This is a genomic window from Serratia sp. S4 (genome assembly GCF_000347995.1).
GTDB classification, from domain to species: Bacteria; Pseudomonadota; Gammaproteobacteria; order Enterobacterales; family Enterobacteriaceae; genus Serratia; species Serratia quinivorans.
In genome coordinates, this window is sequence record NZ_KB661120.1 from 1,427,016 (window position 1) to 1,449,363 (window position 22,348).

General features: G+C 56.2%; 23 protein-coding genes. 17 read left to right on the forward strand and 6 right to left on the reverse strand.

All coding sequences use genetic code 11. The features are described 5' to 3' along the window. The first annotated feature begins 46 nt into the window (after nt 1–46). The 13 genes from SERS4_RS0107410 to SERS4_RS27140 all read left to right on the forward strand — a co-directional run bounded on the left by SERS4_RS0107410 (nt 47) and on the right by SERS4_RS27140 (nt 11,828). On the forward strand, nt 47–571 hold the full coding sequence (locus SERS4_RS0107410; protein ID WP_017891995.1) for a fimbrial protein: 525 nt from the start codon (nt 47–49) through the stop codon (nt 569–571). Between the two features lie 83 nt (nt 572–654). Further along, nucleotides 655–1,200, forward strand: coding sequence for a fimbrial protein (locus tag SERS4_RS0107415; protein ID WP_017891996.1), 546 nt, complete (start codon nt 655–657; stop codon nt 1,198–1,200). 54 nt (nt 1,201–1,254) lie between these two features. Continuing rightward, a complete protein-coding gene (locus SERS4_RS0107420) occupies nt 1,255–3,801 on the forward strand; it encodes an outer membrane usher protein (protein WP_026142257.1) in 2,547 nt (848 codons plus the stop codon). 6 nt (nt 3,802–3,807) lie between these two features. Further along, nucleotides 3,808–4,557 (forward strand): fimbria/pilus periplasmic chaperone, encoded by a 750-nt coding sequence (locus tag SERS4_RS0107425; RefSeq protein ID WP_017891998.1) that lies wholly within the window; start codon nt 3,808–3,810, stop codon nt 4,555–4,557. 28 nt (nt 4,558–4,585) lie between these two features. Beyond that, a complete protein-coding gene (locus SERS4_RS0107430; protein ID WP_017891999.1) occupies nt 4,586–5,242 on the forward strand; it encodes a fimbrial protein in 657 nt (218 codons plus the stop codon). Between the two features lie 10 nt (nt 5,243–5,252). Further along, nucleotides 5,253–5,750, forward strand: a complete 498-nt coding sequence (locus SERS4_RS0107435; RefSeq protein WP_051071209.1) for a fimbrial protein — start codon at nt 5,253–5,255, stop codon at nt 5,748–5,750. A gap of 14 nt (nt 5,751–5,764) precedes the next feature. Beyond that, nucleotides 5,765–6,241: a fimbrial protein gene (locus SERS4_RS0107440; protein WP_017892001.1), complete on the forward strand. Its 477-nt coding sequence runs from the start codon at nt 5,765–5,767 to the stop codon at nt 6,239–6,241. Nucleotides 6,242–6,255: 14 nt separating this feature from the next. Further along, on the forward strand, nt 6,256–6,783 hold the full coding sequence (locus tag SERS4_RS0107445; RefSeq protein WP_017892002.1) for a fimbrial protein: 528 nt from the start codon (nt 6,256–6,258) through the stop codon (nt 6,781–6,783). Continuing rightward, nucleotides 6,776–7,762 carry a reverse transcriptase domain-containing protein gene (locus SERS4_RS0107450; RefSeq protein WP_017892003.1) on the forward strand — a complete coding sequence of 329 codons (987 nt, stop codon included), beginning with the start codon at nt 6,776–6,778 and terminating at the stop codon, nt 7,760–7,762. Before SERS4_RS0107445 ends, SERS4_RS0107450 begins: the two co-directional genes overlap by 8 nt. Nucleotides 7,763–7,812: 50 nt before the next feature. After that, on the forward strand, nt 7,813–8,628 hold the full coding sequence (locus tag SERS4_RS0107455) for a hypothetical protein (RefSeq protein WP_156816642.1): 816 nt from the start codon (nt 7,813–7,815) through the stop codon (nt 8,626–8,628). Between the two features lie 634 nt (nt 8,629–9,262). Then, nucleotides 9,263–10,969, forward strand: coding sequence for a PglL family O-oligosaccharyltransferase (locus tag SERS4_RS0107460; protein WP_017892005.1), 1,707 nt, complete (start codon nt 9,263–9,265; stop codon nt 10,967–10,969). A gap of 65 nt (nt 10,970–11,034) precedes the next feature. Continuing rightward, nucleotides 11,035–11,592, forward strand: coding sequence for a LuxR C-terminal-related transcriptional regulator (locus SERS4_RS0107465; RefSeq protein ID WP_037410673.1), 558 nt, complete (start codon nt 11,035–11,037; stop codon nt 11,590–11,592). Between the two features lie 65 nt (nt 11,593–11,657). Further along, a complete protein-coding gene (locus SERS4_RS27140; RefSeq protein ID WP_017892007.1) occupies nt 11,658–11,828 on the forward strand; it encodes a hypothetical protein in 171 nt (56 codons plus the stop codon). A 79-nt stretch (nt 11,829–11,907) separates the two neighbouring features. Here the strand turns inward: SERS4_RS27140 and SERS4_RS0107475 are convergent, their stop codons facing one another. Next, a complete protein-coding gene (locus tag SERS4_RS0107475; protein WP_017892008.1) occupies nt 11,908–12,669 on the reverse strand; it encodes an arylamine N-acetyltransferase in 762 nt (253 codons plus the stop codon). A gap of 75 nt (nt 12,670–12,744) precedes the next feature. Continuing rightward, the gene (locus SERS4_RS0107480; RefSeq protein ID WP_017892009.1) at nt 12,745–13,683 is read right to left on the reverse strand and encodes a LysR substrate-binding domain-containing protein; all 939 of its coding nucleotides are present in this window, start codon (nt 13,681–13,683) and stop codon (nt 12,745–12,747) included. 81 nt (nt 13,684–13,764) lie between these two features. Between SERS4_RS0107480 and SERS4_RS0107485 the strand changes: the two genes are divergently transcribed. Further along, nucleotides 13,765–14,619: a DMT family transporter gene (locus SERS4_RS0107485; protein ID WP_017892010.1), complete on the forward strand. Its 855-nt coding sequence runs from the start codon at nt 13,765–13,767 to the stop codon at nt 14,617–14,619. A 24-nt stretch (nt 14,620–14,643) separates the two neighbouring features. On the opposite strand, the gene SERS4_RS0107490 is transcribed toward SERS4_RS0107485, so the two are convergent. Then, nucleotides 14,644–15,543: a LysR substrate-binding domain-containing protein gene (locus tag SERS4_RS0107490; RefSeq protein WP_017892011.1), complete on the reverse strand. Its 900-nt coding sequence runs from the start codon at nt 15,541–15,543 to the stop codon at nt 14,644–14,646. A gap of 132 nt (nt 15,544–15,675) precedes the next feature. Here SERS4_RS0107490 and SERS4_RS0107495 point away from each other — a divergent pair, with 132 nt between their 5' ends. Then, nucleotides 15,676–16,257 (forward strand): hypothetical protein, encoded by a 582-nt coding sequence (locus tag SERS4_RS0107495; protein WP_017892012.1) that lies wholly within the window; start codon nt 15,676–15,678, stop codon nt 16,255–16,257. Here the strand turns inward: SERS4_RS0107495 and SERS4_RS0107500 are convergent. After that, on the reverse strand, nt 16,254–17,552 hold the full coding sequence (locus SERS4_RS0107500) for an oligosaccharide flippase family protein (protein ID WP_017892013.1): 1,299 nt from the start codon (nt 17,550–17,552) through the stop codon (nt 16,254–16,256). The two genes, SERS4_RS0107495 and SERS4_RS0107500, sit on opposite strands and share 4 nt — an antisense overlap. A gap of 154 nt (nt 17,553–17,706) precedes the next feature. Between SERS4_RS0107500 and SERS4_RS0107505 the strand changes: the two genes are divergently transcribed. Next, nucleotides 17,707–18,561 (forward strand): ATP-grasp fold amidoligase family protein, encoded by an 855-nt coding sequence (locus SERS4_RS0107505; RefSeq protein ID WP_017892014.1) that lies wholly within the window; start codon nt 17,707–17,709, stop codon nt 18,559–18,561. Between the two features lie 15 nt (nt 18,562–18,576). On the opposite strand, the gene SERS4_RS0107510 is transcribed toward SERS4_RS0107505, so the two are convergent. Continuing rightward, on the reverse strand, nt 18,577–19,479 hold the full coding sequence (locus SERS4_RS0107510) for a LysR substrate-binding domain-containing protein (RefSeq protein WP_017892015.1): 903 nt from the start codon (nt 19,477–19,479) through the stop codon (nt 18,577–18,579). A gap of 111 nt (nt 19,480–19,590) precedes the next feature. Between SERS4_RS0107510 and SERS4_RS0107515 the strand changes: the two genes are divergently transcribed. Further along, nucleotides 19,591–20,370, forward strand: a complete 780-nt coding sequence (locus tag SERS4_RS0107515) for a 2OG-Fe(II) oxygenase (RefSeq protein WP_017892016.1) — start codon at nt 19,591–19,593, stop codon at nt 20,368–20,370. 38 nt (nt 20,371–20,408) lie between these two features. Here SERS4_RS0107515 and ansP read toward each other — a convergent pair whose 3' ends face one another. Beyond that, complete coding sequence (gene ansP, locus SERS4_RS0107520) at nt 20,409–21,872, reverse strand: L-asparagine permease (RefSeq protein ID WP_026142261.1); 1,464 nt, start codon at nt 21,870–21,872, stop codon at nt 20,409–20,411. Nucleotides 21,873–22,348: the final 476 nt, after the last annotated feature.

The window sequence follows — 22,348 nt, forward strand, 5'->3', positions numbered from 1 at the left end:
AGGACTCTTTCTTTATTAAATTAATTGTATATATGGAATTAACACAATGAAACTGAACAAAATCATGCTGGCTGCGGTAATGACTCTGGGTACGATTTCTATGGCTAACGCGGCTAACCAGGGTGGCGGCTCCGTAACTTTTAAAGGCTCAATCATTGATGCACCATGCTCTATTGAACCAGGTAGCCTGGATCAAACCGTGAAACTGGGCGATATCGCTTCTGTTCAGTTGAAAAACGGCGGCAAGTCTACGCCGCAGGATATCCTGATCAAGTTGGTTGGCTGTGATGTAGAAACTGCTAAAGATGTGACCACGACCTTCAGCGGTACCGAGTCTGAAGCCGTTCCTGGTCTGTTGGCTATGAAAGGTTCTGCACGTGGTGCCAGCATCGCCATCAACGACATCGACGGTAAACTGCTGCCGCTGACCAAAGCCAGCAAGGCACAAAAAATTGAAGACGGCCAGGCGACCCTGCGCTTCAGCGCCCACCTGCAGGGCGACGGTGCTTCTGCTGCCATCACCCCGGGCGAATTCAACTCTGTTGCTGACTTTACCCTGGCGTATCAATAAGCCCACGGCGATTAATTCGCACAGTTAATTGCATGCGGGGCAACCCGCATGCTGCTTATTAACTTGTTATGTGGGGAGAGGGTATGCATTCACAGCATGGCAAAAGGATATTGCACAGTGCGGTGTTAGTTAATCTGTTGTTGTGTTCCTCTTTGGCGCACGCCGCCAATCAGGGGCGTGGCGAAGTGACCGTGAACGGCAGAATTATCGCCTCCGCCTGCGCCATTGATACCGAAAGCCTTGATCAAACCATTATCATGGCGACATTGCCCGTCAGCCAGATTATTCGTGACGGCCAGGGCGAGTTGCATGAGTTCAATATTAAACTGGTGAATTGCACGTTGGAGAGATTCAACCCTGCGCTGGATGACTGGCGATATTTTGCCGTGACATTTGATGGCAGAGAAGATGCCGGGTTATTTGGTATTGACGGAAACGCCAAGGGCATTGCCCTGCAAATATCCGATAAGCGGGGGAATGTCGCCGCACCGGGTATGCCTATGGAAAAAAATGAATTACAACCCGGCACCATGGAATTTAATTATGGCCTGCGGTTGATGGGCAATAATCAGGTAATGAAGGCCGGGAGTTATTACTCCACCGTGCGCTTTAAAATGGATTACTACTAAACCTGTCTGAACGTTGTCACTGCGAATTAAATAATTATTGATAAGGGTCTGCGGATGTCAACTACTCCGTCATATGGCTGTATAGGGAAAATACGACCGCGAATTCTTGGGCTGTTGATCTCATTTATTCTGGCGGGGAATGCTGCCTGCGCCGCAGCTGCTGATATTGAATTCAATACCGACGTACTGGATGTGACGGATCGCGCCAATATTGACCTGGAGCAGTTTTCTCGCGGCAACTTTATTATGCCCGGCGATTATCTGTTTGCCGTGCACATTAATAAACAGACATTAACCGACCAGCCGGTGGCGTTTTACCCGCCGGATGACGATGCCAAAGGCAGTGAAGCCTGTATTACGCCGCAGTTGGTTGAACAACTGGGGTTAAAAGAATCTGCATTACTGAAATTGACCTGGTGGCACCAAAACCAGTGTCTGGATCCCCATAGCCTGGAGGGGATGGAAGTGCGCGGCGATTTAGGCGCGGCGGCACTGTACCTGAATATTCCGCAGGCGTACCTGGAATACACCGCAGAAAACTGGGACCCGCCGTCGCGCTGGGACGAAGGTATTCCCGGTCTGCTGTTTGATTACAACCTGAATGCGCAGAGTCAGCGCCAGCAAAAGCAGGGCACGCAGAGTTATAACCTCAGCGGCAACGGCACGGTGGGCGGCAATCTGGGGGCCTGGAGGCTGCGGGCTGACTGGCAATCGCGGCTGGATCGCCAGGGCGGTTCCGGTGAGCCGACCCGCACCAGCTGGGACTGGAGCCGTTACTACGCCTACCGCGCACTGCCAACGCTGGGCGCCAGGCTGACGATGGGTGAGGACTACTTAAATTCCGACATCTTCGACAGTTTCCGCTTCGCCGGTGCCAGCCTGGTGACCGACGACAACATGTTGCCGCCTAACCTGCGCGGCTATGCGCCGGAGGTGACGGGGATAGCACGCAGCAATGCGAAAGTCATAATCCGCCAGCAAGGACGCGTGCTGTATGAAACCCAGGTGGCGGCGGGGCCGTTCCGTATTCAGGACATCAACGACGCGGTCAGCGGCCAGCTGGACGTGCGGGTGGAAGAGCAGGACGGCAGCGTGCAGGAGTTCAAGATGGACACCGCCAGCATCCCGTACCTGACCCGACCGGGCTCGGTGCGTTACAAAGTAGCGGCCGGTCGGCCGGCGGACTGGCAGCACCACAGCGACGGGCCGATGTTCGGCACCGGCGAGTTTTCCTGGGGCGTGAGCAACGGCTGGTCGCTGTACGGCGGCGGCGTGGCGGGCGGCGATTACAACGCGCTGGCGCTGGGGGTGGGGCGTGACCTGATGATGTTTGGCGCGCTGTCTTTTGACGCCACTCAGTCGCGCGCCAACCTGCCGCAACAGGGCACGCTGAGCGGCGGTTCATACCGCCTGAGCTATTCCAAGCGCTTTGACGACTACGACAGCCAGGTGACCTTTGCCGGCTACCGCTTCTCGGAGCGTAACTATATGTCGATGGGCGAATACCTGGATGCCCGTCGCGACGGCACGCGAACCAACAGCAGCAAGGAGATGTACACCATCACCTTTAACCAGCAGTTCCGTGACCTGGGGTTGAGTGCCTACCTCAATTACAACCACCAGACCTACTGGGACCGGCCGCCGAACGACCGTTACAACCTGACGCTGTCGCGCTATTTCGATCTGGGGCGTTTCCGGAATATCAGCCTGTCGCTGACCGGCTATCGCAATAAATATAACGGCACCAACGACGACGGCATGTACCTGTCGCTGTCGCTGCCGTGGGGTAGCAACGGCTCGCTGAGTTACAGCGGCAGCTACAACCGCAACGATAACACCCATCAGGTGGGGTATTACGACCGGCTCAATGAGCGCGATACCTATCAGGTGAGCACCGGCACTGCGCGCAGCGGCGCGACCGCCAGCGGCTACTACAGCCACAGTGGCGATCTCAGCCAGGTGAACGCCAGCGCCAGCTACCAGGCCGGCCAGTACAGCTCGCTGGGGCTGTCGATGCAGGGCGGCGCGACCGCCACCCTGAGAGGGGCGGCGTTGCACCGCAGCAGCATCAGTGGGGGCACCCGCATGTTGCTGGATACCGACGGCGTGCCGGGGATCCCGATCCGCGGTTACAGCTCACCGACCCTGAGCAACGCCTTTGGCAAAGCGGTGGTGGTGGACGTCGGCAGTTACTACCGCAACCAGTTCAGTATCGATCTGAACGCGTTGCCGGAAAACGCCGACGTCAGCCAGAGCGTGGCGCAAGCCACCCTGACCGAAGGTGCCATCGGCTACCGACGTTTTGAGGTGATCGCCGGCGAGAAGGCGATGGCGGTCGTGCGGCTGGCGGATGGATCTGCCCCGCCGTTTGGCGCCACGGTGCGCAACGGCAAGCGGCAGGAGGTGGGCATTATCAATGACAACGGCGAAGTGTACCTGAGCGGCATTAATGCCGGGGAAGCGATGAGCGTGAGCTGGGGCGGCGCGGAGCAGTGTGGCTTTGCCCTGCCGCAGACGCTGTCGCCGAGCGAATTAACCAATCTGTTACTGCCTTGCGGCCCGGTGGCCAACGGCAAGGCGTTAAACACTGTTAAAGAGTAGAGATCAATGAAAACCAATAATCTAGTGACATTAATTGCCGGCGGCCTGGCAGGCCTGCTGTGCGCCCAACAGGCAACGGCCGCCATCGCGCTGGACCGCACCCGGGTGATTTTCAGCGGCGGCGATAAGTCGGTGAGCATGAGCATCAGCAACGAGAACAAGCAGTTGCCTTACCTGGCGCAGGGCTGGATCGAAGACGCCAACGGCAAAAAGATCACCAGCCCGTTGACGGTATTACCGCCGGTACAGCGCCTGGAGCCGGGGGCCAAAAGCCAGGTGAAAGTGCAGGGGTTGCCGGCCGCCAATACGCTGCCGCAGGACCGCGAAACGCTGTTCTACTTCAACCTGCGCGAGATCCCGCCGAAGAGCGACAAACCCAACACGCTGCAACTGGCGCTGCAAACCCGCATCAAGCTGTTCTACCGGCCGAAGGCGATTGCGATAGCCAACCCGGAAGCCAGCGCGCCGTGGCAGGAAAAACTGACCCTGACCAAACAGGGTGACAGCTACCAGGTGAATAACCCGACGCCGTATTACGTGACGCTGGTTGACGCCAGCAGCAAAAAAGACGGTGTCAGCGCGCCGGGCTTCGAACCCTTGATGGTGGCGCCCAAGGGCAGTGCGCCGCTGAAGGTCGCCGCCTCTGCTCTGGGGAATACGCCGGTACTGACCTACGTCAACGACTACGGCGGCCGCCCACAGCTGAGTTTTAACTGTAACGGCGCGAGCTGCCAGGCGGTGGCGGGCAGCAAATAAGGCTCACTGAAAAACAGGTGGATAAGCGATGCGAACAAAATCCCGGCGATGGAACGGCGGCGGTTACCACCGCCATGAATGGTTGTATGCCCTGGTGATTACCGCGGCGGCGTTGATGGTGCCATTGTGCGTCTGCGCAATGTTATGGCTGCTGCCGTCAGCCATCGCGGCGAATAACTGGCAGGTGGAAGGCGCCCATGGCGTGCTGCATGTACGCGGCGAACTGACCGAAAGCGCCTGTCGGCTGGAGATGGCGAGCGCGTATCAGACGGTTTGGCTGGGCAATACCGCTACGGCGCAACTGGCGAGGGCGGGCGATCGCGGTGCGCCAGTGAGCGTGCAATTGCAGCTGCGCGACTGCCTGCGGAGCCCGGCCGTCAACCGGGATCAGCGTACCGGCAACCTGTTATGGAGCACCCAGCAGCCGGCGGTGTCGGTCAGTTTTATCGCCCCGGCGGATGCTGACAACCCGGAACTGGTGAAGGTGCACGGCGCTTCCGGGCTGGCGTTGCGCATTAGTGATGAGCGCGGGGGGGATATCCGCCTTGGTAGCCGGGGTGCGCCGTTGGCCCTGGCCGTGGGACAGAACGCGCTGAACTACCGAATTACGCCGGAACGCACCCGCGCGCCGTTGCTGTCCGGTGCTTATGCGGCGGTGGTGGATTTCCAGCTCAGCTATGACTAAGAGAATAGGCATGAAGGCAAAATTTAGACGGTGTTTGCCCTGCTGTGGGCTGGCGGCGTTGGTGCTGTTGTACGGCCCGCAGGTGCAGGCGGTCACTACGATCAAGGTGACGGTGACCATCCTCGCGCCACCGCCCTGTGTGATTAACAACAATAACCTGATCGAAGTGAATTTTGGTAACGACGTCATGACCACCCGCATCGACGGCAACTACAAGAAACAGCCGGTGGTGTATTCGGTGGAGTGCAAAAACGCGCCGAACAATGCGATGAAACTGCAAATTCAGGGTACCGGCGCCGGCTTTGACACTGACGTGCTGAAAACCAACAAGGATGATTTGGGGATAGCGCTGTTGCGCAACGGCAATCGGCAGCCGATCAACACCTGGGTGAATTTTACCTACCCCAATATGCCAAAGTTTGAGGCGGTGCCAGTCAAGCAGGCCGGGGCGACGTTGAGTGGCGGCGTATTCTCCGCCGGGGCGACCATGAAGGTGGAGTATCAGTGAAAGGGGCTGAGGCAATGGCGCGATATGGCAGCATTTTTCTGTTAATGGCCCTCGGCGGCCCGGCGACGGCGGCGGACAACATGCGTTTTTCCGGCACCCTGATCGAACCGCCGCCGTGCACCATCAACGACGGTGGCGAGGTGGATGTCGATTTCGGCAACCGGGTCGGGGTCACCAAGGTGGATGGCGTTAACTACCTGCAACCGGTGAACTACCGGATCACCTGCGGCCCCGGTGCAGGGGCATGGAGCATGACGCTGGCAGTGGTCGGCACCCCGGCGGATTACGACGAGGCGGCGATCGAGAGCAATGTGGACGATCTGGCTATCCGCCTGCTGCAAAACGGCAAGCGGTTTACGTTGAATCAACCGATCCCGATCAAGTTAAACGCGCCGCCAACGCTTGCGGCGGTGCCGGTCAAACGGCCGGGCGCAGCGCTGAAAGAAGGGGCGTTTGAAGCCACGGCCACTCTGCTGGCGGTGTACCAATGAGGCGGAGAATAAGCATGGGGAATAAAGCAGGCTGGTGCGCAACGGCGGCGCTGCTGCTGTGCAGTTCGCCAGTTATGGCGGCAGACAACATGCGGCTGCATGGCGCGCTGGTGGCCGAACCCTGCGTGATCCCGCCGGGCGATGAAACGGTGGTGCTGGATTTTGACACGGTAATCGACAAGTACCTGTATCTGAACACCCGCACCCACGGCCAAGCGTTCAAGCTGCATCTGGCGCAGTGCGATCTCAGCCTGGGCAAAACGGTCAGGGTGACCTTCAGCGGTAATGAAAGCGCGGCGCTGCCGGGGCTGCTGGCACTGAACGGTGCCAGCCAGGCCAGTGGCATCGCCATCGGCATGGAAACCCCGCAGGGCGAGCCGTTGCCCATTAACCAGCAAGGCAAGGCGCAGGCATTGGTCAGCGGAGCCAATACCCTGACGGCGCATGCCTATGTGCAGGGTGAACCGGACGCGTTAAAGCATAAAACCATTGAACGCGGGCCGTTCAGCGCGGTAGTGACCTTTAGTCTGGAATATGAATAACAGTGCAGCGGCATGGCAAGCCGCCTGGTGCTGGCTGTGCCAACGTCGCCGTCATGCGCCGCCCAATGCGGATATCTGGCATTTGCGCTTTCACTGGGCGCAGCAGGACGACCGGCTGTATCAGCAACTGCAAAGTGGGGATTACCGGCTGGCACCGATGCAGGTATTGCGGCGTGGTAGCCGCAGTTGGGTGCAGTGGTGCGCGCAGGATGCGCTGATATTGAAGTGGGCTGCGCTGCTGGCGGAGCCCCTGCTGCCAAAACCTGCCCGTTGCATGCACTTGCGCGGGCATGGCGGTAGCGTGGTTTCGGTGGCGGAAGTGCGGGAAGCCCTGGCCGGCGGAGAATACGCTTTTGTCTACAGAACGGACATTCGTGGTTACTACCGGCATATCCGTAAGCAGCAGGTGATCAATCAGCTGAAATGGCATGTGGCCGACCCGGTGTTGTTTGATGTGATTCAGCAATACGTGCATTACAGCGTAGAAGACGGCGGTGAGTTTTATACCCCACCCAGCGGCATCTGCCGGGGTTGTGCGCTGAGCCCGCTGATTGGCGGCAGCTTGTTGCACCACGTTGACAGCTATTTTAATGCGCAGGAAGGAACCTTTTATGCAAGATACATGGATGATTTTCTGGTGCTTACCCGCACCCGCTGGCAACTGCGGCGCTGTGTTAAACGGCTGCACGAATTTTTTAACCTGGGGGGCTTTGAAGCTCACCCTGATAAAACACAATTGGGAAGGATTGAACATGGCTTTGACTGGCTCGGGGTATGGTTTACCCCCTCGGGGGCCACCATAGCGCCCAGAGCGCTGGAAAACCATCGTGCACGACGCGCGCGGCTTTACGAGCAAGGTCGCAGGCAGAAGCTGTCATCGACAGAGACTGAGTTGCGAGTGCGAACGTACGAGGCACGGTGGACATTATGGGCAGAGCGTATGTTGAAACCAGTATGTAGTACTGGCGAAACGGCTTAAACGCCCGTCAATTCTTAGATCATATGATCTGTTATTCGGAATTAAAGAAAATGTCCGTTACCTTAAGACGAATCGCCTCGATCGCCGCCTTGTACCTCGTCGGGACGACCCTCATATGCCCGCCCGTTCATGCTGGGGACGCCACAGCCGAAGGTCACTGGGACGCAACTCTGGGACGCGCGGTTCTGAAGAAACTGAAATGGGACGGCATCCCAACGCCAGGCAATCTGGGGGGAAGCGTGAACGTATGCATCGCGCTGTCGTTGGACGGCTGGACATACCCTAACCTGGTCAAACCCATCGAGCAACCCTGCTTCATGGGTACAAACATGGTTCTAGACCCGAAAAGAGCGGCAAGCTTGATAGACATATTTATACAATCCTATCTCGTCGAATCGCCGTTTTATTGGTATGTCGTGCCCGACCCGAAATTGCCCAGCGCGGTGCAGGTCGTCGCGCGCGGTAAAACCGACGGGTTTTACACACAGATAATACATATAACAAAATGGCACGGGCTTCCCAAGCCGACTTCATGTAGCCTAACAGCGGGTGCCATAGACCTCGGGTCCGTACGCCCCGATGAGACCAACACCGCCGGGACCACCTTGACTATCAAATGCAACGCGGACACTGGTGTGACCGTGACGGTTGGGGCGCGGGACGGGGGCGCGGAAGTTGCATACACCCCGGGCGGCAGCGTTCGCATGAGCTTTGCCGAGAGCGCGGGCGGCGGGTCGAACGTTTACCGTGTGCACGCCAATAAGAATCAGTCCATTGATGCGACCGTGAGAGCAACCACCGTCCCTGGGTCTGCCGCTCCGGGGACGTACACCGCGTCTGCGGTCGTAACCGCCGAACTGCAGTGACAAAAGATTCTGTTTCATAACTGCATGCGGTCCGGCTTGTCCTATCCGGGGGCTACCTCCATCCTGCGTACGACATCGCTCGCAGGCATCCGAGCCCCAGCGCGCGAAGCCTTGATGCGAACGCGCGGGGCGGGTCCTCCACTGCAAGGGGCTATGCGTTGGGATCCGGCGGCCTGCCACGCGCGCGACGCGGTCACCGTGAATAACCTGTACGTCGTTTTATCAAATAGAGGGAATCTGCAGAGCAGTTCCCACACCCTCGGGGTGCTCAGCCCCCCCCCCCAAAATAATGCTCAAAAAATTCGACCGTTAGTGCCCACCGCTTTTCTCACAATCCAATGAATCATGGTTCCTTGAGTGGGAGTGTTACGGGACGCTGGACATTGCGGGATGAGGGACCTCCACCACGCATGCGTCGGGATATGTGGCGCAGGGGTTCTGGGCGGAACACGTATTGGGCAAACATTGGAGGGGGGGGGACTATTTACCTGACTTCTTGGGGATGGGGGAATCCTTGGAGATAGTCGTTCCTGCCGTAACCAATCATCTGGACGGCGACCCTCATGCTGATGGATATCTGCTCCAACTTAGTGTTATTGGTAACGATAATAATTTATGATATTTCAGGATGTTTATGATATTCGATCGTATTTTTTTCTTATTTATATTTTTGCTTTTTATTCCGCTGGCGATATATATCCCCAACCCCGGCGGGAGTGGATTGTCGCTGCCATTTAATTTTCTGGTCTACGGCGGCACGGCTCTATTAATGGGGGTTTGCTGGCGGGCAACACTGCTGTGCCGAATTGTGATAACGCCGACCTGTCGCACAATAATAGCCGCCTGTTTGCTGTTGGCGCTGCCAGTTATATTTACCCGGCCCGAATGGCAAAGCGCCGCCGTTTGGCGGCTGGCTGGTTTATTTGCCGGGGCAGCGTTCTATTTCACCTGGCTGCAGGTGCGCATGACCGCACGCCAGCGCCATGCGGTGTTGTATTTGATTTTATCGGCGGCGGTGGTTCAGACGTTAATCGTGCTGTTGCAGCTGTTTGCTCCAGCAATTGCACAATCCTGGATCCCATCCGGCAGCTCGCGCGCCTTCGGCATATTCCAGCAGCCTAACGTGCTGGCGAGTTTTATCGCCACCGGGTTGGCGCTGGCGTTGGCGGCGTATGTGCTGCCTGGCTTCCAGCGACTGGATCCGCGAGTAGAACGCTGGCGTCGCCGCGCCCTGGCCTTGGCGCTGGTGCTGCTGCCGATGGTGTTAGTGTGGGCGCAATCCCGCACCGGCTGGCTGGCGGGTGCCCTGGTGCTGGGGTTGTTTATCCTGTGTTTTTGCCGCCGTTATCCGCAGGCTGTCGCCATTGCCTCACTGCTGGTTGCCGGCGGTACCGTGGCGGCGGTGCTGGTGCTGTGGTGGGGGAGTGAGTTGGGCGGTGCGTTGCGCTACGCCAGCCATGCCGGCTCCAACCATGCGCGCTACACCATGCTGCGCGATACGCTGGCGATGATCGCCGAAAAGCCGCTGCTTGGCTGGGGCTACGGCGGTTTTGAGTACAGTTTTCAGCATTTTCGCATTAACCAAACCCCGCCCACGGCGGTGACCGAAATCGCCCGTCATCCGCATAACGAATTGCTGCTGTGGTGGGTGGAAGGGGGCGTGGTCGCGCTGCTGGGTACGCTGCTCTTGGTGCGGGCGGGCATCAAACTGCTGGCCCACGCCCGCTGGCGCGACAAGCGGGCCTTTGCCTGCGGTAAATCATCGGCGGGTGAGGCGCTGGCTCTATGCGTGGCGCTGCTGCCGATTGCATTGCATAGCCAAACCGAATACCCGTTTTACCTGTCGGCACTGCACTGGCTGGTGTTCCTGTTGTTGCTGGCAATGCTCGATCGACTGGTCAGTCCGCGCCTTGGCACCGGCTGTGGGTTAAAACGCTGGCGACTGCCGATGCTGACTCTGTCACTGGTGGCGATTTTCGTGATGGCTACCGGGTTTTACAGCGGGCGGGTATTGACCCAGGCGGAGCGCGGCGGGTTGCAGGATATGCGGCAGGTGGACGCCTTGCCGGACTGGGTAAGCTGGATGCATGACGATCGCCTGCAGTTTGATCGCCAGTTGGCGGGCTTGCTCGCCTTTAACCGAACGCGTGACGAGCAGCGGCTGGAAACCTATGCCCAATGGGCGCAGCGTTATCTGAATCACCGCATTGATAAAAACGTTTACGCCAACCTGTTGGTTATCTTGTATCAACAGCAACAATATGTTCGGGCTGATGAACTGCGGTACGAGGCGGCGTTATTGTTTCCTCATGACAGGCGGTTTGCGCGCTCAAGCTTTTGACGGAAATGGGTATAAAGCACTGTCTATTCCAGAAACTTTTTTTACTCTTTAGCGTATTGGCCGAAATGAAAAAAATATTATTGATGAGTCAATGCCAGTTCACCAGGCTGGCATTAAAGGCCGTTTTTGAAAATAAAACAGGCTATGAAATGGCGTTTATTGGGCCGGATTATTTTAGCAGGGGTAATATTGGTCAGGCGATAGTGTTAATTCATATTACAGATGACGACTACCCAACTATTTTACCCTTGCTAAGGAACTCTCATGTTTATGGACATCGGGATATCATCTTCATTGCGCAAAAGCGGGTTATCGCAATCATGGAGTATTTATCCATGAAAACGCTTAGGTTTATTGAGGAGGAGGCGAGCGTTGAGGTGTTTGAGCGCGAAGTCATAGAGGGAGAGGCGTTTTCTGGCATTGAAGGGAAACGCGAGATTTTATCTTTTATAGAATATAACGTTCTGAAACTTACCTTGTCAGGCTTGAGTCCAACGGCAATTGCCTGCAGAACAAGCAAGAGCATAAAAACCATCAGCAGCCAAAAAATCAACGCGCTGAAGAAGTTGGGTTTAGATAATACGCCCTATTCTTTGGTTAAGCTGTCTAAGTTATTTAATTAATTTTATACCGAAAGTCTGCTGTCTGAATGGCGGCGGATCGAATTTTATTATTTAAGGATATGAGTATGTTAAGAAATCAATGGGTGACGCAAAAATCTCGTGAAATGGCGCTGCACTATATTGCACACGCCGGGGTAGTGTATTCACCGGAAGAATTTATAAAAAAAGTGAGTGAAATGGAAAACGTGTTTGCGCGCATTTTACTAGCTGAACAGAATGGAAAGCCTGGCGCATAACCTGAACACTCTTCATCTGTAGCACTATTAGGCGCCGCTATTTAGCGGATGAAGCGCTTCATCCGCCACGGTGATATTCTCAACTTTCCAGATCAATACCAAAATAACGCATCAGAGCTGCACGCCGTTCGTCTTCGGAATGCAGCGTCGATTCATGGCGTTGGTGATCTTCGGTGATAATCAGTTTGTTCTCGCTGATAGTCACCCGACCATTTTCCGTTGGCCGCGAACACACCAGCCGCTGGGTAAAATGCGACTGCGGCGAGGTGCTGTGGTAGTGGCACATGCCGTCGAACTCACTTGGCTCACGGGCTTGCAGGGTAAAGCGGTACAGGGTTTTGGCATGCGAGCGATTATCGCCGTTTCTGCGTTCCAGGTAATAGGTCTCGCCTTCCTGCTCTAAATGGAAGGTGCCGCTGGTCTGCGGTTGCTGCTCGGTGGTGGTGATCTTCAGCGGCGTCAGGAACGAATCACCAAACCCCACGTCCACCAGATACGGTTGATCCAGCTCCACCATCAGCGCCATATGGTCGAAGGGCGCGCCGAAGCTGCCGTCGCGCGCGCGGATTTCGCCGGAAATAAACTGTACGTTAAAGCCGATGTCTTTCAACAGCGCGGCAAACAGCCGGTTCAGCTCATAGCAAAAGCCGCCGCGGTTGCGTTCGACAATTTTATTGAACAGCGCCGGTTCCTCCAGATGAATCCCCTGGCGATAAATAATGCTCAGGTTCTCAAAGGGCACGCTCAGCATATGGCAGCGGTGTAACTGTTGCAGCGTCAGGAGGTCGGGCTTGGGGATGCCTGCGAATCCAATATGTTGCAGGTAGCGTTGTCTGTCCACGGTGTGTCTCGCAGCAAAAAAATTGATTATAAAATAGTTGGATTTTTCACTGCTGTGGGCGCAATACGTGCTGCGTTAGAACGCCGGGGGTTGGTCTGCCGCCTGCAGCAGCAGATTCACCCAGCGGCGGGTGGTGGCGCTAACGAACGCGCTGTCCGCCCAGCACAGGCGGTAGTGGTAGGCGGCGGGCAGTTGTCGGTCGTCGCCAAAGACCCGAACCAGCTTGCCGGTGGCCAGGGCATCCTGCGCGACTGCCAGGCTGCCGAGTACGATGCCGTTACCTTCTATCGCTTCCTGCAGGGCATGGCCGACGCTGTTAAAGGTGAGAATACCGCGCGGTGCCGGGGTGCCTTCGCCAAAGGCGGCGAACCAGTCTTGCCAGCCGGCGACACCCATCTTCTGCCCATCCTTCCACGGCGAGTGGATCAACTGCGACAGCGCCAAATCGGTGGCCGTGATGTGACGAGGGTGCGCGGCAAGAAAGGCCGGGCTGGCTAACGGCGCGAAGGCATCGGCGAGCAGCTCGCGGGAGTGCGGCGGCGGGTTGGTCGTTGGGCTGTAACGGATGGCGATGTCTGCTTCACCGCTGGCCAGATCGCGCAGGCTTTCGTTGGCGTCCAGCACCAACGAAACATCAGGATCGGCACGGCGTAGTGCCGGTAGTCGTGCGGCCAGCCAGTGGCTGGCAATGCCCAGCGTGCAGGTCAGCTTCAGCGTTTGTTGTTGCTCTGGCCGGACGCGATCGCTGGCTTTTTGCAGCAACGTCAGTGCGCGGGTCACGTCGATGGCCAGTTGTTTGCCGGTGTCGTTTAGCGCCACCGCGTTCCCCTTGCGGTGAAACAGCTCGACGCCCAGCTCATTTTCCAAATGACGTATCTGGCGGCTGACCGCCCCCAGCGTGACGTTCAACTCTTCCGCCGCCTCGGTAAAACTGGCGCAGCGCGCCGCCACCTCGAAAGTGTGCAAGGCTTTCAGGGAGGGCAGGCGAGGTTGAGCGTTCAGCTTGAGTTTCATTCAACCATATTGCCAATCTATCGATGTTCCACAAGTGATTTTTTGCTTACTTTTAGGGCAAATATTCGACGGGAGTATCGCGTGGACATTGTGATGGGGCTGGCTGCCGCACTGTGCTGGGGCGGCACGGATTTTTTGGTCAGTATCAACGCCCGATCGGTGGGGGTGCGCAGGGCGGTTTTTTTTTCGCAGGCGATTGGCTTTGTGATTTTTACTGCCTTATTACCGGCAACGGCGGTTCCTGTCTTTGCGACTTCCGGCGTGGTTTGGGGGCTGGCATTGCTGGCCGCTGCCCTGATCGTAGGCGGTTCATTGGCGCTGTCGCAGGCCTTCGCTATTGGCAAGGCGGCGATGGTGGCCCCTCTGGTCACCAGCTACGGTGCGGTTACCACGCTATTGTCGTGGCTAAGTGGCGAACCTTTGGCGGGGCTTACCCTGACGGGGCTGATTATTTGTGTGCTGGGGGTGATGCTGACTGCTGTCAGCCCTGATCGGCAGCCGGAAAACTCTTCGTCGACCTTACCGGGGATAGGCTTCGCGCTGATCGCCGCATGCTGTTATGGCACCGGTTTTTGGCTGCAGGGGAAATACACGCTGCCGGTACTGGGGCCGAGTGTCAGCCTGTGGCTCGGCTATACGCTCGGGCTGACGGCTCTGCTGGCGCTGAGCACTAACCGGCGTGCGTTGGTGGCACGTCCAGGCTTGCGGCAGGGCGGGCTGTTGCTGGCTGCCAGTTTGCTCAACCTGGGTGGCTTTAGTGCCTTTGCCGTAGGGGCCGGTGGCGGATCGGTGGCGGTGGTAACGGTGCTTAGCACCCTGTCTGGCGGTATTGCCGCGTTGCTGGGCACTTTGCTGCTGCGTGAGCGCCTTGCCGTCATACAGTGGTTGGGTGTGTTAACGGTATTGGCCGGTGCCGTGGTGCTGCATTGGCATTAAGTTCCAGGCTCAGTCAATAAGTCCTTACTCCAGCGTGCCGGGGTGCATATTTTTCTGCATCCAGTTGCGTAATGACACGACATCGGGGCGATCGGCAGTGTCTTCCAGCGTCACCAGATAATAATTCGCGCCGGGTAAAGACAGCTCGAACGGTGCCACCAGCATTTTGCGTTTTATCAAATCCTCTGCCAGCAACTTACTGGCAATAACCACCCCTTGCCCTGCAACGGCGGCCTGCAGCGCATGGGTTTCATCGCTGAAATACAGGCCTCTTGATATATTCAGATTCTCCGGCCCGTAACCTTGCTGCCAGTGTTTCCAGTCAGGGTTTTCGGCAGGAACATGCCTGTTCTCGACGTGAAACAGCGTCGTGCGGTGCAGGTCGCTCAGGGTATTCAAGGCCAGTGCCGGGCTGGCAACCACGATAAACCGATCCTCATACAGCAAGGTACTGTGAAGGCCCATTTCAGCGGTTTCACGATAACGTATGGCTACGTCGACGGTTCGTTGCGTTAAGTCGACGCTTTGCACGCTGGTATGCAGGTGTAAATCAATCTCGGGAAATTGCGCCTTAAAGCTTTCAAGGCGTAGCACCAGCCAATTGGTCAAAAAGTTCGAGGTGGTGGTGATGGTCAGCGCCGGAGGTTGTCTGGCCTGATCAATTTTTTTTACCGACTCTTCCAGGGCGGTAAAGGCGGATTGCGTGCCCGTATACAGCAAGTGTCCGGCCTCGGTCAGTTTCACCCCCTGCGCGTTGCGTTCGAACACGCGGCATTCCAGCACGGATTCAATCAAACGGATTTGATGGCTGACAGCGGTAGCGCTGACATTCAGTTGCCCGGCAGCCTGCTTGAAGCTAAGGCAATCGGCAACCGCATGGAAGGCGCGCAGTGCGCCCAGCGGCGGTAAACGGGAAGATTTCATGATGAGTTATTTTCATCCATGGGTGAAAACTCTGACTTTGATTGCCTGATTATATATGCGATAGGCTCAACATACCTCCTTGTAAGGATGAAATAAATTTTCTATCGCCGCTTTTATATAGTGAGGATCATTATGAGCACGTCTCCTTTATCCGTCCCTTTTGCCGCGTCTGCGCAACAGCAGGCGCAAACCAATGCCGGTATTCTTTTAGTCAGTGGGCTGGTAGCGCAAGTTGCACTGTTACTGAAACTCTATGCGCTGGAGAACCCGCTGCTGCTGATCGCTTTGCTGGCCTGCTTGAGTATTGCCTTTGTTTTGGCCGTATTTTTAATGCAGCTGAAAGTGTTCCAGAGCAAAAGTCGCCTGAGCCTGGTACGCCATGGGTTTGTCATCAGTGCCGTCGGCACCTTGCTGCTGATCCTGGTATTGCATGGTCTGCCAAACGACCTGCAGCTGTTTTCGTCAATGGCCATTTGCGGCTTGGGTCAGGGAATGGTTTACAGCGCCGCGATACGTCGAGGCACCCACAACGACGGCCATGGACTGCGCCGACGCGCACTGCTGATTGCAGGGAGTATCCTCGCGGTTGCGGCTGTCCTGCTGATCCAATCGAGTTTTAGCGGAATAACGGGTTTTCCCTACGCTTTTGCCATGTTGATTGACCTGTCGCTACTTGCGGCCCTGTACGTAAGGGTGGTCGAGCTGGAGAGCTAGCCGTTGATGTGACTAACCGGTCGCCGGATATAGGTCAAAGGATTGAGCGAGCGCAGGTGCATCTGCAATACGGTGCCACGACGGAAGAAGTAGTTGAGGAGGGTCAGCGACAACAATTCGGTCAGCAGGGTGCTGTAGGCCGCGCCCATCATGCCGTATTGGCGGATCAGGCAGTATGACAGCGGAATATTGATGATAAATACCAGGAACATCTTCTTCGACAAGAAGCCGTAGCCGGAGAAAATCACAATGTATTTGTAGGCCAGGGTGCCCAGGGCGGAAAGCAGGGTGGCAACCGCCAACACCCCCATCGCCGGGTAAGCCGCTAAATACTGCTCGCCGTACAGCAGCACAATCACCGGTTTGCCGAGCAAAAAGATGCCGGCGACGATCGCGGCGGCAATCGCCAGCACCAGCCCATTGAGTTTGGCGGCGGTGCGCATGGCGTCATCACGTTGATAAGCGAATATTTTAGCGAAAAACGAGGTGATCACCGCATCGGTGACAAACATCCAGGCGGTGGCCAGCGTAATGGCAACGGAGTAAATTCCCAGCGCTTCGGCGGAGACGAACCACATCAGGAACAACTGTGCCAGCCGGGTGTAGATGGCGATGGAGACATTGGAAACCGCCAGGGGCAGGCCGCTGGCGAGCAGATAGCGCACGTATTTGCGGCGAACGCGCCCTGGTGCGGCAAAGCGCGGATTACGGCGGTGATAGATATGGTGGCGGATCAGGTAGGGGATCAAATAAACCATCACGATAGGGATCGCCAGGTAATACAGGTGCAGATCAAAATAAACGATCAGATAACGCACCAGCAGCGCACTGCCCAGCCCGCTGACGTTGGCCAGCGTATTGAAGCGCGATTCCAGCCGGGCATCATGATAGATGGTGAAAACGTCCCTGAGTGAGAAGAAGCTGGCGACAAAGGTGGCGGCGCAAAAGTAGAAGGTAATGAAATCTTCCCGTAGCCCGGTGTAAATCAATATTGCCGCAGAGAACAGCACAAAGCAGCCCTGACGCAGCCGGTTGGTGGAAAACATCAATGCCGTTCCCGAGGCCGGGTTGCGGCTAATCCGCTTGAACAGCACGGTATCAGAGCCCAGCAGCGCCAGCGTTTGAGTAATGGCGAAAATCGCGGTGGCAAAGGTGATTTTACCAAAGCTTTCCGGGCCGATATATCTCGCCATATAGGCAGTGATAAAAATGACGCCAAGGATAGACACCATTTTTTCGGATATCATCCAAAACGCATTTCTCACGATATTGATATCTATGAATTTTAATTTCATGGGGACTTTCCCTGTCGCACCTTATAATAAGAATCATCCGATTATTTCCTTACCCTCTGTAAGGAATGACCCACAGGGTTTTATAATTAAGATGCAATAACCGGAATGTCAGCAGCATTTATCCCTATGCTAGATTCATGGAAGAAAGAGAAGAATGAGAAAACTCGCAAAACGACTCTATCGGGCCGCGCCCGATTTTATCTATTATCAAGTCAGCCACTATCTTGCCCATGGCGCCTGGATTAACTTCAAATCCCCCAAGACATTTTCAGAGAAAATTTATCGGCGTATGCGCTATCCATGCCATGATTTCAGTATGTTAGCGGACAAGGTGGCAGTCAGAGACTATATTTCACAGCGGGTATCGGAAAAGTACCTAACCCCCATCATTATGATTAGCGATAATTTTACCGAAAAAGATTACCTTTCATTGCCTCAATCTTTTGTTATCAAAACCAATAATGCTTCGCAACAGGTCAAGATAGTCAAAGATAAAAACGAAGTTACTTTTGACGATATTGCGAAGATTCTTAATGAATGGTCTGAAATAACCTATTGGAAAAGGTTTCGCGAAAAACACTACGACAACATCCCGCAGAAAATTATCGTCGAACAGCTATTGGATATAGAAACGGCAGGTGAATTGATTGACTACAAGGTGCATGTTTTTAACGGCCAGCATGCTTATTTATTCGTAGAGCTGTTACGTGGCGGGCCTGAGCCGACTTCACTGGAGTTTTTGGACGAGCATGCGCATCACTGTTTCTTTACCCAGGCGGATATCCCGCAGGTCAATACTCTGTATGAAAAACCGGCGTTCTGGGATGAAATGATCCGGGTGGCGAAAGCCGTTGCGGCAGATTTGGACTATTGCCGCGTCGACTTCTATCTCACCCGCGAGCAAATCTACATTGGTGAACTGACGCTGACTCCCGGTGCGGGCAACGAGGTTTACCTGCCGCGTGCGACCAACCTGTTGCTGGGCGAGATGATGTCCAAAGCCGGGTAGTAGCTGCTGCAGCCTTTAGCGGTCACTGTCCACTGGCGCGATGCTTTGCAACCATCTTAGAAACTCCGCCGCTTTGGGTTTGTCCAGCGTGCGTTGCGGATAAACCAGGTAGTAGGGCTTGCTGAGCGGCAGTGCCGGTTCTGCCAGCGGCACCAGCGTCCCTCTGGCCAGTTCGCGCTGGATCAGCCGTTGCTGGCCGAGCAAAATGCCGTGGCCCTCGACCGCGGCGTCAATCGCCAGTGAGGTCAGGTTATAGGTCAGGCCACGCCGCTGTGGCGGCGGCAACCCGGCGGCGCTGAACCAGTCATGCCAGCCTGGCAGGAACTGACTTTCCTTGCCCCAATCCACATGGATCAGCGGCCGTTGGGTCCAGTCGCCGCCGGCCTGCAATTGCGGGCTGCAAACCGGCTGCACGCAGTCCTGAAACAGCCGCACTTTTTCCAACAGCGGGTAGTCCTGATCGCCAAAACACAGGGCAAAGTCCGCCGCGGAAGCGGCGAAATCGACTTCGGCATGGGTGGCGTGCAGGCGGATATCCACCTGTGGATGCCGGGCCAGCCAATCGCCGATCGCCGGGTTCAGCCATTTTGACGCCAATGCCGGCAAGGCGAATACCGTCAGCGTTTCCTTGCCCCGCTGGCGATCGACATGCTGTTGTGCCACGCGCAACGTTTCGAAGGCCTGTTGCACGTAGGCCAGGTAGTCCGCTCCCTGCTCGGTCAGCGTCACGCCGCTTTTAGCGCGGATAAACAGCACAATACCCAGCTGCTGCTCAAGCTGGCGGATCTGTTGGCTGACGGCGGCGGCGGTCAATGCCAGGTGGTCTGCCGCTTTGGCCAGGCTGCCGGTGCGGGCGGCGGTTTCAAACGCCAGAATGGCGTTCAGTTTGGGCAGCCGGGGACGGGAAGTTGGGCTCATGGCGCTTATCGCTAAGAAATGGTTAGCTCATCCTTAACGTATTTTTGTTATTACGGCAATCCGGCATTCGCTACAGTGGGTTATCCGGCCGCTATGCCTAAGGAGTCTCTGATGCAGCCACTTGCTCATATCGTTGATTTAACCGCCAACCCGATTGGTGATCCGGCCTTTCGGGCGCAATGCAAAACTACGCTGGATACGGCGGGCGCGCTGGTGCTGCCGGGCTTTCTGACGGCGGCGGCGCTGGCGACTATCCGTCTGGAAGGGGCGGAGCACAGCCATGCGGCGTTTTATGCCGCCAGCAAGCATAACGTCTATCTCAGGCCGCAGGATGAAACGCTGCCGGCCGATCATGCACGCAACCGGCTGGTGGTCTCGTCCAAGGGCTGCATTACCGATGAGGAGATCCCACCGCAATCACCGCTGCGTGCACTGTATGATGCGCAGCCGTTCCGCGATTTTCTCTGCGCGGTGCTGGAAGAACAGTGTCTGTATCCCTACGCCGATCGCCTGTCGTCGATCAATCTGCACTATGCCCATCGCGGGCAGGAACTGGGTTGGCATTTCGATAACTCGTCGTTCGCCATCACGCTGTTGATCCAGAAACCGCAGGCCGGTGGACGCTTTGAATATGTGGAAAACCTGCGCGATGCCGACCGCGGCGAGATGAATTACGCCGGAGTTTCCCAGGTGCTCGACGGTGAACGAGCGGTGAAGCCGTTGGCGATGGAAGAGGGGGATTTGGTGCTGTTCCGTGGCCGCAACGCCATGCATCGGGTCACGCCGACCGAAGGTGACATCACCCGCATGCTGGTGGTGCTGGCTTATAATGCACAACCGGATATCGCGCTGTCGGAAAGCGCCAGAATGACCTTTTACGGCCGGGTGTAAGGAGAATAAAACTGCCCCGGTTGGGGCAGTTTAAAAACTCAGTGATGGGCTTCTTCGTGCGCCTGTTGTTCCAGTTTCACTTCCTGCGCGCGCTTGCGCAGGCCAAACCAGCCCAGCACCAGCAGCACGACCAGCACAGGAATGGTTGCGATGGTCCAGGTGCCGTTCGGGTAGTCAAACGCCATCATGACCACCACCGCCAGCAGGAACGCCAACGTCAGCCAGGAGGTGACCGGTGCGCCAGGCATCTTGAAGGTAACCGGCTTGGCACGGCCTTCACGCACCGCCTTACGCAGACGCATCTGGCAGACGATGATAAATGCCCAGGAGCTGATAATGCCCAGCGAAGCGATGTTCAGCACTATTTCAAACACCTGTGAAGGTACCAGATAGTTCAATACCACCCCGATCACGTAGATACCGCAGGTCACCAGGATCCCGGCGTAAGGCACCTGCTGGCCGCTCATCCTGGCCATAAATTTCGGCGCCGAGCCACCCATCGACAGCGAACGCAGAATACGGCCGGTGGAGTACAGGCCCGAGTTCAGGCTGGAGAGCGCGGCAGTTAACACCACGATGTTCATGATGGTGCCGATATAGGGCACGCCCAGCTTGCTGAAGAAGGTGACGAACGGGCTTTGGCCCGCCTGGTAGGCGTTCCACGGCAGCAGCAACACCAGCAGCACCACCGAACCAACGTAGAACAGGCCGATGCGCCAAATAACGCTGTTGATAGCCTTCGGCAGCATTTTGGCCGGATCCTTGCACTCGCCGGCGGCGGTGCCGATCAGCTCAATCCCGGCAAAGGCGAAGATCACCCCTTGTACCAGCACCAACGCAGGCAGCAGGCCATGCGGGAACATGCCGCCGTTTTCGGTAATCAGGTGCAGGCCGGTGGTGTTGCCCGCCACTGGAGTGCCGGTGCCGAGCAACACCACGCCGACCACCAGGAACAGCGCGATGGCGACCACTTTGATCAGGGCGAACCAGAACTCCATTTCGGCGAACCACTTCACGCCGATCATGTTCATGGTGGCGACCACCCCGAGGGCGCAGAGGGCAAACAACCACTGCGGCACATCGGCAAAGGTACCCCAATAGTGCATATACAGCGCTACCGCCGTGATATCGACGATACCGGTCATCGCCCAGTTGAGGAAATACATCCAGCCGGCGACGTAAGAGGCTTTTTCACCGAGGAACTCACGGGCGTAAGAAACAAAGCTGCCGCTGGTAGGGCGGTGTAAAACCAGTTCGCCCAATGCCCGCAGAATGAAGAAAGAGAAGATACCGCAGACCAGATACACCAGCGCCAGCGCCGGCCCTGCCAGTTCCAGCCGGCCGCCGGTGCCGAGGAACAGGCCGGTACCTATTGAACCGCCGATGGCGATCATTTGAATCTGCCGGTTGCCCATGCTTTTGTGATAACCGGATTCGTGGGAGTCTAACCATCGTCTTCTGGCTGCATGTTGCTCATGCGCCGATTTTTTTTGTGATTGCATCGTTCGTCCTGTTTTACCCGTCTGTAAAATTATCCTGCTCCAGCTTCGGAGCAAACGATTGCTACTACCAACCGTGATGAGAATGAGGTCATGGCATCATTCTGTTGTTTATACCCGTCGTGTTTCGATCTTCAGCAATGAAATTCATAGCGTATATTATATGAACAGCTGCCGTTAAATAACGGCGAGGCATGCTACCTTTTCTCTGGAAATGTGGCAAAAAATCCTGCGTATAAATCGTGAACAAGTGTGTTTATTTTTTGTTCCATATACAAAAGAACATATTATTCAATAAGATGGTTGATTTTATCAAGACGGAAATAACGAGTAATAAAAGGTGATGAAAATCACAGAATAATAATTACCGTGCAAACTACAGGGGATTTTGCTTATTTATTCGCGATGAGAAAAAAGGTGGGGTAATAAACTTCACTTCGCCTGCGGCGATATTGCCACAGGCGAGGAACATCATGGGA